Genomic DNA, 15,347 nt, shown 5'->3' with positions numbered 1-15,347 from the left:
TCCCTTCCGTCCACCCGACCTCGAGAGGGAGCAAATGCGATGAGAAGACTGGCCGTGGTGCTCGTGGTGCTGGCGCTGAGTGCCGCCGGCTGCGGCTCTCCCAAGGGCGAGACGGCCGCGCCGGCCGCGTCGGCGAGCCTGGGGCGCAACGAGATGGGCGTGAAGTTCGCGCAATGCATGCGCGAGCACGGCATCGACATGCCCGACCCGGAGCCGGGGAAGGGCCCGATGATCCGGATGACCGGCGGGCCCGGCGGCGAGGAGAAGATGAACAAGGCGATGGAGGCTTGCCGGCAGTACAACCCGATGCCCGAGAACGGCCGCGGCGACGCGCAGAGCGACGAGCGCAACCGCGCCTTCGCCAAGTGCATGCGGGACAACGGTGTCGAGGCGTTCCCGGACCCGGAGCCCGGCCAGGTCGGCGTGCGCATCGACCGCTCGGTCGCCGAGGACCCCGACTTCGACAAGGCCCAGCAGCAGTGCCAGTCGACGCTCGCCGGGGGCCGCGGATGAGCCGCCGCGCGAACCTCGCGGCGGTGCTGACGATCCTCGCGGCCGGCGCGGGCGCGGGCGCCTGGTTCGGCCTCGGCGAGCGCGGCGCGCCGGGCGAGACGGCCAAGGCGGCGCTGCCGCCCAACACCGCGCAGGTGAGCCGCCGCACGCTCAAGGACACCCGCACCGAGGACGGGCAGCTGGGCTTCGGCGCCTCGACCACCGTCACCGGGCGGCTGCCCGGCACGATCACCTACCTGCCCGACAGCGGCGCGCGGGTGGAGCGGGGCGCCGCGCTGTACCGGGTGAACGACCAGCCGGTGACGCTGCTGTACGGCGCGACGCCGGCCTGGCGCCGCCTGGCCACCGGCACCGAGGGAGTCGACGTGCGCCAGCTCGAGGAGAACCTCAAGGCGATGGGGTACACCGGCTTCACCGTCGACGCCGAGTACACCTCGGCCACCGCCGCCGCCGTCGAGCGCTGGCAGGAGGACCTGGGGCTCGACGAGACCGGGGTGGTGGAGCTCGGCCGGGTCGTGTTCGCGCCCGAGGCCGTGCGCATCACGGCGCTCGAGGCGTCGGCCGGCGAGCCCGCCGCGCCCGGGCAGCGGGTCCTCACCTACACCGGCACGGCGAAGGCCGTCACGGTCGAGCTCGACCCCGAGGACCAGCGCATGGCCCAGTCGGGTGCGGCCGTCGTGGTCACGCTGCCGGACGACTCGACCGTCACCGGCCACATCGGCAAGGTCACGACCGTCATCAGGCCGGGCGGGCAGGGCGAGGACGCGACCACCAAGGTCGAGGTCACCGTCTCGCTGGACGACCAGCAGAAGGCGGCCGCATACGCGCTGGCCTCCGTCGACGTCACCTTCACCGCGGCCGAGCGCCGCGACGTGCTCGCCGTGCCGATCGCGGCCCTGGTCAGCCTGCCCGAGGGCGGCTACGGCGTGGAGGTCGTGCAGGACGGCGCGGCGCGCTACGTCCAGGTGCGCACCGGCCTGTTCTCCGAGGGCTGGGTCGAGATCTCCGGCGACGGCGTCGCGCCGGGCACGGCCGTCGGGATGCCGAAGTGATCGCGATGAGCGGGGTCGGCAAGGTGTACGGCGGGTCGGTCCCCGCCCTCGCGGACGTCTCGATGCGCATCGAGGCCGGCGAGCTCGTCGGCATCGTCGGCCCGTCGGGCTCGGGCAAGTCCACGATGCTGAACCTGGCCGGCACGCTCGACCGCCCGACGTCCGGCCGGGTGGACATCGACGGCTTCGACGTGTCCCGGCTGCGCGACGCCGAGCTCGCCGCGCTGCGGGCGCGCAGCATCGGCTTCGTCTTCCAGCAGTTCCACCTCGCCGCCGGCGTCACCGCGCTGGACAACGTCGCCGACGGGCTGCTGTACACGGGCCTGCGCCCGCGTGAGCGCCGCCGCCGGGCCGCGGCCGCGCTCGAGCGGGTCGGCCTCGCACACCGCGTCGGGCACCGGCCGCACCAGCTCTCCGGCGGCGAGCGCCAGCGCGTCGCGATCGCCCGGGCGGTGGCCGGCGATCCGCCGCTGCTGCTGGCCGACGAGCCGACCGGCGCGCTGGACTCGGCCTCGGGGGCGACCGTGATGACGCTGCTGCGGGAGCTCAACGCCGCCGGCACCACCGTCGTCATCATCACCCACGACCGGGAGATCGCGGGCGGCCTGCCGCGGCGCATCGCCATGCGCGACGGCCGGATCGTCGACGACAGCGCCGGGGAGGGGCGGTGAGGCCCCCGCGCCCGGCCCGGCTGTGGCCCGGCGACGTCGTCAAGGTCGGCCTGGTCGGACTGCGCACGCGGCCCATGCGGGCGTTCCTGTCCGCGCTCGGCATCGCCATCGGCATCGCGTCGATGGTCGCCGTGGTCGGCATCTCCTCCTCGTCGCGGGCCGAGCTGGACCGCACGCTCGACGCGCTGGGCACCAACCTGCTGACCGTCGCGCCCGGCACCAAGCTCGTCGGCGGGCAGGCGCAGCTGCCGGACACCGCCGAGTCGATGGTCGGGCGCATTCCGGCCGTCCAGGCGCAATCGGCGATCGGGCGGATCGGGGACGCGAAGGTGTACCGCACGGGCAAGATCCCGGTCACCCAGACCAACGGCCTTGCCGGTTACGCCGCCCGCCTCGACCTGCCGAGCGTGGTCGGCGCGCGGGTGCGCAACGGCGCCTGGCTCAACGCGGCCACCGGCGACTACCCGGCAACGGTCCTGGGGTCCGTCGCGGCCGAACGCCTCGGCATCGGCCGGGCCGGCCCCGACACCCGGGTCCTGCTGGGCGATCGCTGGTTCACGGTCGTGGGCATCCTCGAGCCGGCCCCGCTGGCGCCGGAGCTGGACACCGCGGCCCTGGTCGGCTGGCCGGTCGCCGAGCGGGAGCTGGGCTTCGACGGCCACCCCACCACCATCTATACCCGCGCCGAGGAGTCCCGCATCGACGCCGTCCGCAACGCGCTGGGCCCGACCGCCAACCCCGAGTCCCCCAACGAGGTCCAGGTGTCGCGCCCGTCTGACGCGCTGGCCGCCAAGCAGGCCGCGGGCGAGGCCTTCACCCGCCTCCTGCTGGCCCTGGGCGCGGTGGCGCTGCTCGTCGGCGGCGTCGGGGTGGCCAACACGATGGTCATCTCGGTGCTGGAGCGCCGCGGCGAGATCGGCCTGCGCCGGGCGCTGGGCGCCACCCGGGCGCAGATCCGCACGCAGTTCCTGGCCGAGTCGCTGCTGCTGTCGGCCCTCGGCGGGGCCGGCGGCGCCCTGCTGGGGGCGGCCACGACGGCCGCCTACGCCGCGGCACAGCACTGGACGCCGGTGCTGCCCCTGTGGGCGGCCGCGGGCGGCACCGCGGCGACGCTGGTGATCGGCGGCCTCGCCGGCCTCTACCCGGCGATCCGCGCCTCCCGCCTGTCCCCGACGGAGGCGCTGGCCGAAAGGTGAGCCGCCGCCCGCCGCCATCTCCTCCAGAAAGGTGAGCGATGCATCACCGCCGATCCAACTAGGTTCCGAACCATGCGAGGGATCTTGCGAGTAGCCATCACGACCGGGCTCTGCTTCCTGCTCATCGTCGCCGGCCCCGGGGTCCTGCCCAGCTGGGCGTAGCCGCTACGCGGTCTGGACGTACATGTCGTTGACGATCTTCTGCACCACGGCCTTGTCGCCGGGCTGCGACTGCGCCTCCGCCTGCACAACAAGCACCCAGCTGGTGGAGAAGACGCGGTTGAGCGTCAGCGTGTACTTGCCGTCGGCGGTGCGCTCGGCGATCCCCGTTGCCGGGTCCCGCACCGTGTAGGCCGGGGCGACGGTCAGCTCGCCGTCGACCTCGGCCCGCTCGGCGGCGGTGCAGGCGGCCGCGCACTGGCGCACGATGATGTCGACCTGCGGCCGGCCGGCACCGGCCTGCTCGTCGATGCACCGCCAGGCCGTGGCCCGGATGTCGACGGTCGCGGACAGGCAGCCCCACGAGCGCGGTGTGACGAAGGTGATCGGCACGCCGTCGAGGCGCATCTCGCGCACCTCGTCGGAGGGCGCGAACACCGCGCCGGCCAGGGGCGTGCCCGACGGCGTGCGGTGCGCGGGGGGTGCACGACCGGCGCCGTGGATCCGAAGGGCGCGGCGGTCAGCTCCGGTACCGCAGTCGCCGGCGAGTCCGGTATCGCGCGCGGGCGCGAGTAGTACCACGGCATGAGCGCACCGGCGACGAAGAGGACCGACACGACGCCGAGCAGCACCACCATCACCCCGACGCTCACCCGGCTCTTCATCGGACCGCCTTCACGAGCTCCCGCGCCACTCGGACGGCGGCGGATGCGACCAGCTCGTCGCTGGACGGCGATGCGGAGTACATCACCGTCGCGATGATGTCGCCCCGCAGGACCGTCACCTGGGCCGCCGCGGAGCCGCTGCCGCTCGAGCGCGGGACGTCGACGGTCAGGTAGGCGGAGTCGCCGATGCCGCGCAGGTCGTTGACCCGGTGCTGGATAGCCGGCCAGCCACGCCATCGCCAGGATCACGATCAGGTAGAACGCCATGAGCGCGTTTCGCAGGGCGCGAGGCTTCACCGCGCCATGGTAGTCATCGATGTCACGGGCGCGCCGTCCCGTTCGAGGCGGCGGGGCAGCAGCAGGGGGCTGGCGATGATGAGCAGGCCGGCGACCGCGATGGCGGCGCGCGGGCCGGCGAGGTCGGCGAGCAGGCCGCCGAGTGCGGTGCAGGCGGCGATGGACACGCCGCTGCTGATGGACCACGCCGACAGGGTGCGTGCGACCCGCTCGGGTGGGGTCTGTTCGAGCCGGTAGGTGGCGAGCACCGGGTTGTACAGGCTCATGCTGATGATGATCGCGAACTCGACGGCCATGACCGTCGCGAGGCCGGCGAGGCCGGGGCCGACGAACGCGAGGCCGATCAGCCAGACCGCGCGCAGCGCGCCGACGATGCGGATGATCCGGTTCCGCCCGTAGCGGGCCACCACGCGCCCGGCCAGGCGCGAGCCGACGAGCCCGCCCAGGCACGGCACGGCGAAGGCGAGGCCGAACTGCCAGGGCGGGAACCCGAGCTGGCGCAGCAGGAGCACGGCCAGCAGCGGCTCGGTGGCCATGATGAGCCCGCCGACGAGCATCTGGTTGGCGAAGAGCGCCCGCAGGCCCGGGTGGGTCAGGATGTGCCGCCAGCCGTCGAGCAGCTCTCCGGCCCGCATCCTTCCCGCTCCGGTACGCCGGGGCGCCTCCCCCCGGCTGCCGATCGCCACGATGCCCAGCGCCGAGAGCAGGTAGCTCAGCGCGTCGGCGACCACGGTGGTGACCGGCCCGAAGACGCCGATCGCCGCGCCGCCCAGCGGCGGACCGACGGCGATGGAGCTCCACAGCGTGGACTCGAACCGCGCGTTGGCCACCAGCAGCTCGTCCGGGCGCACGAGCGACTTCAGGTAGGCGCCGCTGGCCGCGTTGAAGGCGATCTTGGCCGCGGCGACGGCCGCCGACACGACCAGCAGTTGTGCGAACGAGAGCCGCCCGAGGGCGTACGCGATCGGGATCGTCATCATGGCCGCGAACCTGGCGACGTCCATGGCGATCATCACCGGGCGTTTGCGGCGGTACTCCACCCACGGCCCGAGCGGCACCGCGAGCAGCGCGCCGACGGCCGGCCCCACGGCGGACAGCAGCGACACCTGCGCCGGCGGTGCGTGCAGCACGAGCACGGCGAGCAGCGGCAGCGCGCCGAACCCGAGGCCCGAGCCGTAGGCACTGACCGCGTACGACGCCCATAGCAAACGGAACCCTCGCGACATGCCGCGATCAAATCAGGGCCGCGGAACACTGATCAAACAACGGCGACAGCGGCGAGCCACAACCGTGCGTTGTGCCGATCCGGCTGCCGAGCTGGTCTAGACGAGCTGCTGGCCACCGTCGATGTCGTATGTCGCGCCGGTGAGCGCGGTGTTGATCATGAGGTGCACGGCCAGCGCGGCGACGTCGGACGGCCCGACGACGCGCCCGATCGGCAGGTTGGCGCGCAGCTCGGCGCGGCGCCGGTCGAGGTCGCCGCCGAGGAGCCGGGCCGACAGTTCGGTGTCGACGAAGCCGGCGGCGATGACGTTGACCCGGATCGGCGCGAGCTCGATCGCGAGGTTGGCGACCAGCGAAGGCGTCGCCGCGGTCAACGCGCCCGGCAGCAGCATGCCGGGCCCGGGCCGCCGGCCGCCGGTGCCGCCCATGAACAGCAGCGCGCCCGGCGGCCGCAGCCGCCCGATCACCGTGCGCGCCAGGTGCAGCGGCAGCCAGAGGTGCTCCTCCACCAGGCGGCGCGCCCGGTCGAGGTCGAGGTCGGCCAGGCGCGCGTAGTAGTTGCCGCCGGCCGTGACCAACACCTGGTCGACCTGGCCCTGTTCGGCGAAGAACCGCTGCAGCGCCGCGGGATCGGTGGCGTCGAAGGCGGCGGTGCCGTCGGCGTCGACCTCGGCGGCCGCGTCGGCGAGGCGGTCCGGGTTGCGCCCGACGAGCACGACCGCGGCGCCCTCGGCGCGGGCCTGGCGAGCCGTCTCGAGCCCGATGCCGGCGCTGCCGCCGAGCAGGACGACGCGCTGCCCGGCCAGCCGATCTCCGCTCACGGTTCCAACGTAGGAAGGGCACCGGGGCCCGGCGCCCTTCCCGGAGGCGATTCGGCGGGTGACGCGACATTTCAACAACTCGATCCTCGGCCGCCGATTGACAGCGGTCAGCGTTGCGGACATCCTGTCTTACTGTCGTAGGACAATAGAGAGAGTCGGCAACGGTGATCGAGTTCGTGCTGGACGGCCGCTCCAAGGTCGCCACCTACATGCAGCTCGTCCAGCAGGTCCGGCAGGCCCTGCGGGTCGGCCTGGCGCGCCCGGGCGACCAGCTGCCGAAGGTGCGCGAGGTGGCGCAGGCGCTGGCGATCAACCCCAACACCGTGCTCAAGGCCTACCGCGAGCTGGAGCTCGAGGGCCTGGCCGAGGGCCGGCCCGGCGTCGGCACGTTCCTGGTCGGCACGCTCGCCGGCCCGTCGCTGGACAACCAGGCTGAGCTGCGCGAGGAGCTCGTCGCCTGGCTCGAGCGGGCCCGCGCGGCCGGGCTCAGCGCCGACGACGTCACGGCGCTGATCGAGACAACGATGCGCAACACACCGGAAGTGAGGGCGTGAGGACACCGATGGACGACATCGCGATTCAGGCCGATCGTCTCGGCAAGCGGTACCGCAAGAAGTGGGCCCTGCGCGACTGCACCCTGCAGATCCCGGCCGGGCGGATCGCGGCCCTCGTCGGGCCCAACGGCGCGGGGAAGAGCACCCTGCTGCACCTCGCCGTCGGCCTGCTGCGCCCCGACGAGGGCGAGGTCCGCGTGTTCGGCGCCGTACCGCGCGACAACACCGCCCTGCTGGCCGATATCGGCTTCGTGGCGCAGGACACCCCGCTGTACAAGGACTTCACCGGCGCCGACCTGATCACCTTCGGCGCCCGGCTCAACCGCCGCTTCGACACCGCCCTGGCCCGCGAGCGCCTGGCCCAGCTGCGCATCCCCCTCGACCAGGCGGTCGGCACGCTCTCCGGCGGGCAGCGCGCCCAGGTCGCGCTCACCCTCGCCATCGCCAAGCGGCCGAAGGTGCTGCTGCTCGACGAGCCGGTGGCCAGCCTCGACCCGCTGTCGCGCCGCGAGTTCCTGCAGGCGCTCATGGGCGGCGTCGCCGAGTCGGGCACGACGGTGGTGCTCTCCTCGCACCTGCTCGCCGACCTGGAGCGGATCTGCGACTACCTGATCGTGCTGCAGACCGCGCACGTCCAGCTGGCCGGCCCGGTCGACGAGCTGCTCGAGGCGCACCGCGTGCTCATCGGGCCGCGCGGCGCCGGCACACCGGGCGAGGTGATCCGGGAGAGCCACACCGACCGGCAGAGCACGCTGCTGGTCCGCTCCGGCGCGGAGGTTGTCCCTCCACAGTGGACCGTGCAGGACGTGTCGCTGGAGGACCTGGTGCTCGCCTACCTCGCCAACGCCGGCGCCGGGCGGGCCGCGCAGCTGGAGCGGGCCGCATGATCTGGCTGACCTGGCGCCAGCACCGGCGGGAGGCGTTGTTCACGCTGCTCGCGCTCGCCGCGCTGGCCGCGTTCACGGTGCCGACGGGCCTGTCCATGCACCGCGCGTTCGACCGGGACGTCGCGGCGTGCCTGCACGGGCTGGGCACCGGCGTGCTCGTGCCAGCGAACGAATCCTGCCGGCAGCAGGCCGGCGTGTTCGCCGATCGCTATTCGGCGTACCGCATCGTCGCCACGCTGCTGCTCTTCGCGCCGGCCGTCATCGGGCTGTTCTGGGGCGCGCCGCTGGTCGCCCGGGAGCTCGAGCAGCAGACCCACCGGCTGGCCTGGACGCAGGGCGTCGGCCGGACCCGCTGGGCGCTGACCAAGTTCGGGCTGGTGCTGGGCTTCGCGGGCCTCGCCGCCGGTGCCTGCACGGCCCTGCTGTCGTGGTGGCTGGGGCCCCTCGCCACCGCGCTCGGCGACCGGTTCGAGTTCCCCGTCTTCGACCTCGCCGGGCCGGCCGCGGTCGCCTACACACTGTTCGCGGTGGCGCTGGGCTTTGCCGCCGGGGCGTACCGGCGCAAGGTCCTGCCCACCATGGGCGTCCTGCTGGTCGTGTTCCTCGGCGTCCGGATCGCGGTGACGGTCTTCGCCCGGCCCGACTACCGCCCGGCCCGCGAGGTCTCCGTCGCGGCGAGCGCGCCCGAGCACTACAACCAGCTCAGCGGCGGGTGGCTGCTGGACGCGGCCGTGCGCACCGCGGACGGCCGGGTCATCCACCCGAACGCCGAGCAGCGCTGCGACAAGGACCGGCCCGACGAGGAGTGCGATGCGGGCGCGCAGAACTGGGTGCGGTACCAGCCGGCGGATCGCTTCTGGTCCTTCCAGTACATCGAGTCGGCTCTCTACCTGACCGGCGCGGCCGCCTTGGTGCTGCTCGCCCTCGCACGCCTGCGGAGGCTGTCATGATCTGGCTCACCTGGCGACAGCACCGTCGCGCCGCGCTGTTCACGCTGCTCGGGCTGGCGGCGCTGGCCGCGTTCCTGATCCCGACCGGGCTGTCGATGCATCACGCGTACGACCGGGACGTGGCCGCCTGCGCGCGCGAGGCCGGCACCGGCGTGCTCCTGCCCCCGGGCATGCAGTGCCCCGCGGTGGCGTCGTTCGCGGCCGAGTACCAGGCCTACGTCGTCATCATCGCGCTGTTCATGGCGCTGCCGCTGCTCGTCGGGCTGTTCTGGGGCGCGCCGTTGGTCGCGGCGGAGGTCGACCAGGGCACGCACCGGCTGGCGTGGACGCAGGGCATCAGCCGCACCCGCTGGTTCGCCGTGAAGCTCTCGCTGGTCCTGGGCTTCACGCTCGTCGTCGGCGCCGCCTACGCCGCCCTGCTGAACTGGTGGGTCGAGCCGGTCGCCCGCGCATACGGCGAGCGGTTCGCGTTCCCGGCCTTCGACATCGCCGGCGTCGTCCCGGTCGCCTACACGCTGTTCGCCGTGGCGCTGGGCCTCGCCATCGGCACGTTCTGGCGGCGGCTGCAGCCGACGGTGGCGACGCTGCTGGTGTTGTACATCGCCGTGCACACCGCGGTCGTGACGCTGGCCCGCCCGAACTACCGCGCGCCCGTCACCGCCGACCTGCCGCTCGCCGCCGGCGCCGACGACAACGTCACCGCGGGCAACTGGCTGCTGGCCGATCAGGCACGCACCGCTGACGGCCGCACGCTGCTGCACAACGGCTGGATGGTCTGCGGCACCCGGACGGGCTGCCCGGACGGGGTGCACAACTGGGTCAGCTATCAACCCGCGGACCGGTTCTGGCCGTTCCAGTACGTGGAGGCCGGCATCTTCGTCGCGCTGGCGGCGCTGCTGCTGTGGCTGGCGGCCGGACGCCTGCGCCGCCTGGCCTGACGGCTCACTTCGTCCGTCCGGCCCCGTCCACGACTGCACGCTCCATGACGGCGGTGATGCCGGTGACCGTGCCGGCCGGTATCCCGTCGACGTCGCGAACGGTGTAGCTGCGCTGACCGAGGTACGCGTAGGTGGCGGGATCGAAGATCCATTCGCTGCGCACGCCGGTCTTCTCGTCGGTGCGCGCGATGGCGACCCCGTGCCGGCCGATGGCATCGACCGCGTCGTCGATCTCCACCACGCCCGGGACCAACGCCGCCGCCCTGTACAGCGCGGCGCTCACCTGCGGGCTCGGCAGGGACTCGAACAGGAGGTCGCCGATGTGCACGAACGCCTCCTGGTCCGGCCCGTTGCCCTGTCCCTTCGTGTCCGCGTACACCTTGGCCAGCAGCGCGGAGGGATCGGCCGGCAGCGCACCGACCAGCTGCTCGTTCGTCGGCCCGCCGGGGTCGAGGGTCGTGGTCCTCCCGTTCTCCTTCAGCAGGCCGGACCGCTTCGGGTCCTGCGCCAACCAGATCTCACGGGTGTGCACCGCCTGAAGACGGACCTTGGTCGCGGCGCCGACCTCGATCACCATGAACGACACGTTGCTCTTGATGTACAGGAACTGGCCGGTGCCGACAGTGACCGCCGGCCGCACGCCGGCGGCGAGCGCGATACGGTCGAGCAGCCCCCGCACGGCCCCACTGTCGCCCTGCTGGACCACGAGGATCGGTGCGGGCCTGGTCTCCGGCGTCGAGTCCAGGGCCAGCATCGTCCCGGCGGCCGCCAGCCCCACGGCCACGATCCCGGCCGCCAGCGCGAGCATCGGTCGCGAACGCCGGCGCCCGGCTGCCGCACGCGAGCCGGCCCGGGTCGCGGTGCGCGGCTGGGTGAGCTCCTGCATGAAGTGTTCCCGCAGCCGCCGATGGCGCTCGGCCGTGAGGTCCGGCGTCGCCGGTGCCGGCAGCCGCTGCAAGGCCTCGCGATGCCGGCGCGCCGCCCGGGACATGTTGCGCAGCACGTTCGTGGCGATGCCGAGCAGCCACGGGAGCGGGCTTCCGCCCTCGGGCAGCAGCCGCTCCCGCAGCCGCCACGCCTCGAGGAACGTCAACGAGACAACTTCCTCCGCCGTGGCCCAATCTCCGGTCCGTTGCACCGCGTGCCGGTACACGATCCCCGCGTAGGCGTCGAAGAGCAGGCCGAAGGCCACCGGCTCTCCGGCACGAAGTTGTCCCCGCGTTGGCAATTCCACGCTCATACCTGTCCGCTGCGTGGCCCGGGTTCCCGGATGTCTCAACATTTCACGCGCCACCGCCACCCCGCGATCCGGTCGTAACAACGACAGTCACGGGCATGCAACCTCGGCGCTGCGCAGACTCGCCGGCTATGAGATTGACTCGAGCCCTCGTCGTCGCGGCCACCGTTGTGGCGGCAGTGGCGATCGCACCCCAGGCCGCGTTCGCCATTCCCTCCGGCACCGGCTGGTCCGGCTCCTGGAAGTACACCGGCGGCACCAGCATCCAGGTCACGCTGGACGTTCCGGGCGCGAAGCTGGTGGCGAACGGCTGGGACGCGCTTGGGACGCGCGCATTCGTCCTGAACATCACCGACACCGTGGCCGACGGCAAGTGCGCCTACGTCAAATGGACCGCGGCCGCCACCACCGAGCACTGGTCCTGCGGCAGCGGCACCACCGTGCAGGTCACCGGGCTGCCGACCTCGACCACCGCCGTAACGGCAGTGCTGTGCCGCGACTCCACGTCCCACAACAACAAGACCAACTGCAATGTCATCGATGTGCCCTCGTCCTACACCGACGAGTTCATCCGCACCGAGGGCAACGGTGCGCGCTGGCATTACTACAACGCCAGCGAGCACTACGACGGCGGCGAGGACTGGGGCGCCTGGATCACCATCGGTGACGTCGACTTCGACTACTTCGGCTGGGACGACTCGCCGGAGGGACAGCGCTGGATCAAGTCCTGGGTGACAGTCTTCGAGCCCGCCTGCGCTTCGGGCACCCTGCTCAACGCCACCCCGGCGTCGAGCCTGTCCTTCTGTTCCCAGTACGACCTCATCGACAACCTGCCGGTCACGAATGTCACCGGAACGGCATGGGGCCAGGGCTGCACCTGGTCCATCCGGGCCGTCAACCCGCCCAGGCACTGCATCAAGCTCCGCGTCCCCGAACCCAACTGACCACCACCCGGTTGCCTCCAGCATCTTCGGCTCAGGGCGCCGGCCGGAGTCTCAGTCCGCGTTCGATCACGCCGCGCCGCTGCCGTACGGGCGCGTGAGGATCTCCAGGTTGTGCCCGTTCGGGTCGTCGAAGTACACACCACGACCGCCGTCGCGGTGGTTGATCTGCCGCGGCCGGTCGTGGTGTGGATCGGCGTAGTAGTCGACCCCGACCTCCCGAATCCGGCCGAAGATGGCGTCGAACTCGCCTTCCGAGACCAGAAACGCGTAGTGCTGAGAGGCGATGGGCTCGCCGCCGGCGTCGATGAAGTCCAAGGTGACGCCGTTGCTCACCTCGACCGGGATGAACGGGCCGAAGCGGGGACCCACCGGCACCCCCAACATCGTCGCCAGAAACGCCGCGGACGTCTCCTTGTCGCGGGCCGCGACGATCGTGTGATTGAGCTGTACGGACATCGCAGTGCCTCCTGACTCATGCGCTGCTCGACGTACTGGGTACCCCGGTCACCCCGGATCACACAGATCGGGCTACCCCGGTGGACGGCCTCCTCGCAGGTGGAGAGCGGGCCCGTGCAAAGGGCGAGGTCTCCGGTAGCTGCCTACCGGAGACCTCGTGTTTGCTGGAGCCGTCTGACGTGTTAGAGCTGTTTGGCCTGTGTCGGTGACTGCGCCGTCGGGGTCACCGGCGCGGAGGTACTCCAGCCGGATGGTGTCGAGGGCGGGTACTGGTAGAAGGTTCCGACGACGTCCACGACCACGTCGCAGTAGCCGCCGGCGTTGAAGACGTTGAACTTGTCGTCCGCGCCGATCATGGTCTGCACCGCGTTCGGCACGATCGAGCCCGCCGTCGGGTTCAGGTTGGACGTGCCCGGCCTCCCGGCCCCGGACGGCCACACCGTCACATACGTGGCCGAGGTCGGCAGCACCGCGGTCACGTTCGTCGCCAACGCCCACGTGTCAACGCTCGCGATAGAGCCCGGTGCCGCGATCGACGCCGTAGCCCCCGGCCCGAGCCGCGACGGCCAGCCCTGCCCGCTACGGGTGTCCGCGATCCGGGTCGGCACGATCGGGGTGAACCGCAACCCGCCCGGCAGCGAACCGTCGTCGTAGTAGCCGACGATGTCGACGATGATGTGCGCGTTGGTGCTGGTATACACACCGATCGACGGCAACCCCGTAGCACTGCCACAGTCACCGCACGGCGTGGTCGGCACCACCGCAAAGTTCGGCACCGTAGCGTTCGGCGTGTAGTTCAGCGTCGACGTGTTCGGCAAACTCCCCGAATAACCGTTCCAGGCCGTCAGATACCCGCCACCGGTCGGCTGGGTCGCCGTCACGTTGACCGCGAACGCCCGCACATGCGGATCGATCGTGGTGTTCCAGGACGCGACAGAGTTGATGTAGTACCCGGCCGGGACCCGACCGATCCCCCAATCCCGGGTATCGGTCAACCGGACCGGCTGAGCCAACGGGTGATACTGCCCGCCCATATAACCCGAACAGCAGTCGTGGCCCTGCGTGTAATAGCCGAACACATCCGCGATCAGCTGCGTCGGGCCACCCGCGTTGTACAGATCCACCCTGCCGTTCGCGCCGACCTTCACCGTCACCGAGTTCGCCCCGGTCCACCCCTTGGCGTAGTTGAGCGAAGACGCCGTCGGGCGGGCCACACCGGTCGGGTAGACCGTGACGTACCCCCCGGCAGTGGGCTCGGTCACGGTCACGTTCAACACGACCGTCGAAGCGTCCGTGGGCACCCCACCCGCACCGGTGACCTGCAAGCTCACCACGCCACCGTTGCCGACCGCACCCTTCGGCGCGCCCTGACCGGAACGGGTGTCCATGATGCGGTAGGGCGACATCGGATAGTAGGTGCCGCGGTCGCTGTTGAACCCGTTGACGCCCAGAGAGATCTGCGTCGAACCGGCGGTGCTGTTGTCGGGCAGGGAGATCACCGCTCCGCCCGGGTTGCCCGCCGTCGGCCGCGCGAGCGCGGTGATCGAGCAGGTCTGCCCGTTGGCCAGCGTCTTGTTGGAGCAGCCGTCGTTGGTGACCTTGAACCAGGCCGCGTTGGTGCCGGTGATCGACGCCGTGCCGAAGGTGATCGGCGAGATGCCGGATCCGGTCAGGGTCACCGTCTTCGGCGCCGACGTGTCGTACGCCGGGACCTGGCCGAAGTCGAAGTACGGCGGCGACGCCGTGGCGTCGCGCGCATCGAAGCCGGTCAGCGACAGCAGCCGGACGACCTTGCCCGCGAACGAGTTCTCGGCCAAGGTCAGCAGCGCCGTTTGATCGCCGAGCGCCGTCGCCTTCGGCGTGACGGTCAGCTTGCAGGTCTCGCCGTAGGAGAGGGTGTTGCCCGAGCAGGTGTTCGCCGAGATCTGGAACGCCGTCGGGTTCGCGCCGGAGAGCGAGGCCGCGCCGAAGGTGGTCGGCTCCGTTCCATTCACCTCGACGGTGACGTCCTGCGGCGTGCCCGCTGAGCCCGCGGGCTGCTGCCCGAACTGCAGCCGGTACTCCCAGCTGTCGGTGGCCTTGTAGCCGGTGCTGGACTGGAAGCGGATCTCACCCTTGGCCACCGCGTTGCCCGAGCAGGCGATCGAGTAGCTCGCCGCGAAGGCGGTGAACTTCCCCGTCGCGTCGTCGTAGTCCGCCTGGGAGACGTTCAGCGTGCCCGTTCCCCCGCAGCCCTGCCCGTCGCCGCTGACATTGAGCAGCGTCGTCGACGGCAGCGGCGAGAAGCCCGTCGTGGTCGGGTACGACTGCCCGGCGGCGAACCGGGTGCCGGTCGGCGGCGACACGTTGAAGTCGTGCCAGTGGCTGCCATTGAAGCCGCGCATCACCAGCGCATAGCCGTTCGCGTTCTGCTGATACACCTCGAGCGTGTTGCGGGATCCCTCGTAGGAGAAGCTCCCGTCGATGTAGCCCCAGCCCTCGAAGTGCATCGTGAAGGCCGTGTACGGAGCTGCGGGCGCCGCGGCGGCCGCAGCATGGGCGGGGTCGGTTATTCCGATGGATGAAAGGAGGACTGCGAGGGCGCCGATTACGACGCCGCGAATTGTCCGCATGCTATCCCCGTCGATCGCGCTGAACGCCGGGCAATAGCCCGGCGTTTCAAATCAAGATAATGATGCACGCCACCGTCGTAGGCAAGGCGTGTGGATGGCTTGAAGACGGGGCATTGTCCGGCCCTGTCACTCGGGCTGGGTTGACGGCGACGGCGCCACCGGAGCGTGGTG

16 protein-coding genes are annotated in these 15,347 nt (G+C 71.7%); 9 read left to right on the top strand and 7 right to left on the bottom strand.

What is annotated here, in order from left to right; genetic code table 11:
- The first annotated feature begins 39 nt into the window (after window positions 1-39).
- From ABD901_RS36040 to ABD901_RS36025, 4 genes are read left to right on the top strand one after another with little or no spacing between them, the layout of a single operon-like run.
- Window positions 40-513: a hypothetical protein gene (locus ABD901_RS36040; RefSeq protein ID WP_345133968.1), complete on the top strand. Its 474-nt coding sequence runs from the start codon at window positions 40-42 to the stop codon at window positions 511-513.
- Window positions 510-1,565, top strand: a complete 1,056-nt coding sequence (locus tag ABD901_RS36035; protein WP_345133966.1) for an efflux RND transporter periplasmic adaptor subunit — start codon at window positions 510-512, stop codon at window positions 1,563-1,565. Before ABD901_RS36040 ends, ABD901_RS36035 begins: the two co-directional genes overlap by 4 nt.
- Window positions 1,566-1,570: 5 nt before the next feature.
- Window positions 1,571-2,236, top strand: coding sequence for an ABC transporter ATP-binding protein (locus ABD901_RS36030; RefSeq protein ID WP_380137737.1), 666 nt, complete (start codon window positions 1,571-1,573; stop codon window positions 2,234-2,236).
- Window positions 2,233-3,432: an ABC transporter permease gene (locus tag ABD901_RS36025; protein WP_345133962.1), complete on the top strand. Its 1,200-nt coding sequence runs from the start codon at window positions 2,233-2,235 to the stop codon at window positions 3,430-3,432. Before ABD901_RS36030 ends, ABD901_RS36025 begins: the two co-directional genes overlap by 4 nt.
- A gap of 165 nt (window positions 3,433-3,597) precedes the next feature.
- Here the strand turns inward: ABD901_RS36025 and ABD901_RS36020 are convergent, their stop codons facing one another.
- The 4 genes from ABD901_RS36020 to ABD901_RS36005 all read right to left on the bottom strand — a co-directional run bounded on the left by ABD901_RS36020 (window position 3,598) and on the right by ABD901_RS36005 (window position 6,598).
- Complete coding sequence (locus tag ABD901_RS36020) at window positions 3,598-4,173, bottom strand: hypothetical protein (protein ID WP_345133960.1); 576 nt, start codon at window positions 4,171-4,173, stop codon at window positions 3,598-3,600.
- Between the two features lie 79 nt (window positions 4,174-4,252).
- Complete coding sequence (locus ABD901_RS36015) at window positions 4,253-4,375, bottom strand: hypothetical protein (protein WP_345133958.1); 123 nt, start codon at window positions 4,373-4,375, stop codon at window positions 4,253-4,255.
- 174 nt (window positions 4,376-4,549) lie between these two features.
- Complete coding sequence (locus tag ABD901_RS36010) at window positions 4,550-5,779, bottom strand: MFS transporter (protein WP_345133956.1); 1,230 nt, start codon at window positions 5,777-5,779, stop codon at window positions 4,550-4,552.
- Between the two features lie 96 nt (window positions 5,780-5,875).
- Window positions 5,876-6,598, bottom strand: coding sequence for an SDR family oxidoreductase (locus ABD901_RS36005; RefSeq protein ID WP_345133954.1), 723 nt, complete (start codon window positions 6,596-6,598; stop codon window positions 5,876-5,878).
- Between the two features lie 164 nt (window positions 6,599-6,762).
- Between ABD901_RS36005 and ABD901_RS36000 the strand changes: the two genes are divergently transcribed.
- Genes ABD901_RS36000 through ABD901_RS35985 form a run of 4 tightly spaced genes read left to right on the top strand, consistent with a single transcriptional unit; the run spans window position 6,763 to window position 9,927 of the window.
- Window positions 6,763-7,152 (top strand): GntR family transcriptional regulator, encoded by a 390-nt coding sequence (locus ABD901_RS36000; protein WP_345133952.1) that lies wholly within the window; start codon window positions 6,763-6,765, stop codon window positions 7,150-7,152.
- 8 nt (window positions 7,153-7,160) lie between these two features.
- Window positions 7,161-8,039 carry an ABC transporter ATP-binding protein gene (locus ABD901_RS35995; protein ID WP_345134236.1) on the top strand — a complete coding sequence of 293 codons (879 nt, stop codon included), beginning with the start codon at window positions 7,161-7,163 and terminating at the stop codon, window positions 8,037-8,039.
- On the top strand, window positions 8,036-8,989 hold the full coding sequence (locus ABD901_RS35990) for a transporter (protein WP_345133950.1): 954 nt from the start codon (window positions 8,036-8,038) through the stop codon (window positions 8,987-8,989). Before ABD901_RS35995 ends, ABD901_RS35990 begins: the two co-directional genes overlap by 4 nt.
- Window positions 8,986-9,927, top strand: a complete 942-nt coding sequence (locus tag ABD901_RS35985; RefSeq protein ID WP_345133948.1) for a transporter — start codon at window positions 8,986-8,988, stop codon at window positions 9,925-9,927. Before ABD901_RS35990 ends, ABD901_RS35985 begins: the two co-directional genes overlap by 4 nt.
- A gap of 4 nt (window positions 9,928-9,931) precedes the next feature.
- Here the strand turns inward: ABD901_RS35985 and ABD901_RS35980 are convergent, their stop codons facing one another.
- A complete protein-coding gene (locus ABD901_RS35980) occupies window positions 9,932-11,119 on the bottom strand; it encodes a CU044_5270 family protein (RefSeq protein ID WP_345133946.1) in 1,188 nt (395 codons plus the stop codon).
- A 176-nt stretch (window positions 11,120-11,295) separates the two neighbouring features.
- Here ABD901_RS35980 and ABD901_RS35975 point away from each other — a divergent pair, with 176 nt between their 5' ends.
- Window positions 11,296-12,108: a hypothetical protein gene (locus tag ABD901_RS35975; protein ID WP_345133944.1), complete on the top strand. Its 813-nt coding sequence runs from the start codon at window positions 11,296-11,298 to the stop codon at window positions 12,106-12,108.
- Window positions 12,109-12,174: 66 nt separating this feature from the next.
- Here ABD901_RS35975 and ABD901_RS35970 read toward each other — a convergent pair whose 3' ends face one another.
- Both ABD901_RS35970 and ABD901_RS35965 read right to left on the bottom strand, forming a co-directional pair.
- Window positions 12,175-12,564 carry a VOC family protein gene (locus tag ABD901_RS35970; protein WP_345133942.1) on the bottom strand — a complete coding sequence of 130 codons (390 nt, stop codon included), beginning with the start codon at window positions 12,562-12,564 and terminating at the stop codon, window positions 12,175-12,177.
- Between the two features lie 182 nt (window positions 12,565-12,746).
- On the bottom strand, window positions 12,747-15,176 hold the full coding sequence (locus ABD901_RS35965; RefSeq protein WP_345133938.1) for a choice-of-anchor D domain-containing protein: 2,430 nt from the start codon (window positions 15,174-15,176) through the stop codon (window positions 12,747-12,749).
- Between the last annotated feature and the right edge of the window lie 171 nt (window positions 15,177-15,347).

Source organism: Dactylosporangium darangshiense (assembly GCF_039537565.1).
GTDB classification, from domain to species: domain Bacteria; phylum Actinomycetota; class Actinomycetes; order Mycobacteriales; family Micromonosporaceae; genus Dactylosporangium; species Dactylosporangium darangshiense.
The sequence above is the reverse complement of the archived record's forward strand: the minus strand, read 5'-3'. Positions and strand labels throughout refer to the sequence as shown.

What these genes read in the sequence shown, in the direction of transcription:
- ABD901_RS36040 (WP_345133968.1), top strand. Translation starts at nt 40, where the DNA reads ATGAGAAGACTGGCCGTGGTGCTCGTGGTGCTGGCGCTGAGTGCCGCC.
- ABD901_RS36035 (WP_345133966.1), top strand. Translation starts at nt 510, where the DNA reads ATGAGCCGCCGCGCGAACCTCGCGGCGGTGCTGACGATCCTCGCGGCC.
- ABD901_RS36030 (WP_380137737.1), top strand. Translation starts at nt 1,571, where the DNA reads ATGAGCGGGGTCGGCAAGGTGTACGGCGGGTCGGTCCCCGCCCTCGCG.
- ABD901_RS36010 (WP_345133956.1), bottom strand. Translation starts at nt 5,779, where the DNA reads ATGTCGCGAGGGTTCCGTTTGCTATGGGCGTCGTACGCGGTCAGTGCC.
- ABD901_RS35995 (WP_345134236.1), top strand. Translation starts at nt 7,161, where the DNA reads ATGGACGACATCGCGATTCAGGCCGATCGTCTCGGCAAGCGGTACCGC.
- ABD901_RS35990 (WP_345133950.1), top strand. Translation starts at nt 8,036, where the DNA reads ATGATCTGGCTGACCTGGCGCCAGCACCGGCGGGAGGCGTTGTTCACG.
- ABD901_RS35985 (WP_345133948.1), top strand. Translation starts at nt 8,986, where the DNA reads ATGATCTGGCTCACCTGGCGACAGCACCGTCGCGCCGCGCTGTTCACG.
- ABD901_RS35975 (WP_345133944.1), top strand. Translation starts at nt 11,296, where the DNA reads ATGAGATTGACTCGAGCCCTCGTCGTCGCGGCCACCGTTGTGGCGGCA.
- ABD901_RS35970 (WP_345133942.1), bottom strand. Translation starts at nt 12,564, where the DNA reads ATGTCCGTACAGCTCAATCACACGATCGTCGCGGCCCGCGACAAGGAG.
- ABD901_RS35965 (WP_345133938.1), bottom strand. Translation starts at nt 15,176, where the DNA reads ATGCGGACAATTCGCGGCGTCGTAATCGGCGCCCTCGCAGTCCTCCTT.